General features: G+C 48.8%; 1 protein-coding gene. It reads left to right on the top strand.

From position 1 onward, the window contains the following. Positions 1 to 432, top strand: a 432-nt coding sequence (locus AC3DE3_RS17460; protein ID WP_488370885.1) for an ATP-binding protein, incomplete at both ends; no start/stop codon positions are given.

Below are 432 nucleotides of genomic sequence, written 5' to 3'. Positions count from 1 at the left end.
ACGCAAGGAAGCTCGGGTTTCCCGTAGTGGTAAAACCGAATAGTGGTAGTCAGGGAAGTGGCGTTGCAGTTGTCGAAAATAAAAAGGAACTGCTTCGCGCACTGCGCCTGATATTCAAAAAAGACCGTGTTGCTCTCGTGCAAAGACGCGTCAGTGGGCGCGACTATCGCATTGTTGTTCTCGACAAGAAAGTGATTTCGGCCTACGAGCGCATTCCGCTCAATGTCGTCGGAGACGGACATTCAACCATTCGACAACTCATGATGCGTAAACAGAAAGAATTTATCGCCACAAAACGAGATACGAAGATAAACTTTAAAGACCCGCGCATCGCACTCAAATTGCGCCGACAGAAATTATCGCTTCGATCTGTCCCCCAAAAAGGGGAGACGGTATTTCTTCTCGATAACGCCAATCTTTCTTCGGGCGGCG

This window comes from Dietzia sp. IBK-p2-16D (genome assembly GCF_057773085.1).
Note: the sequence above shows the minus strand (reverse complement) of the source record. Positions and strands in the feature narration are given on the sequence as shown.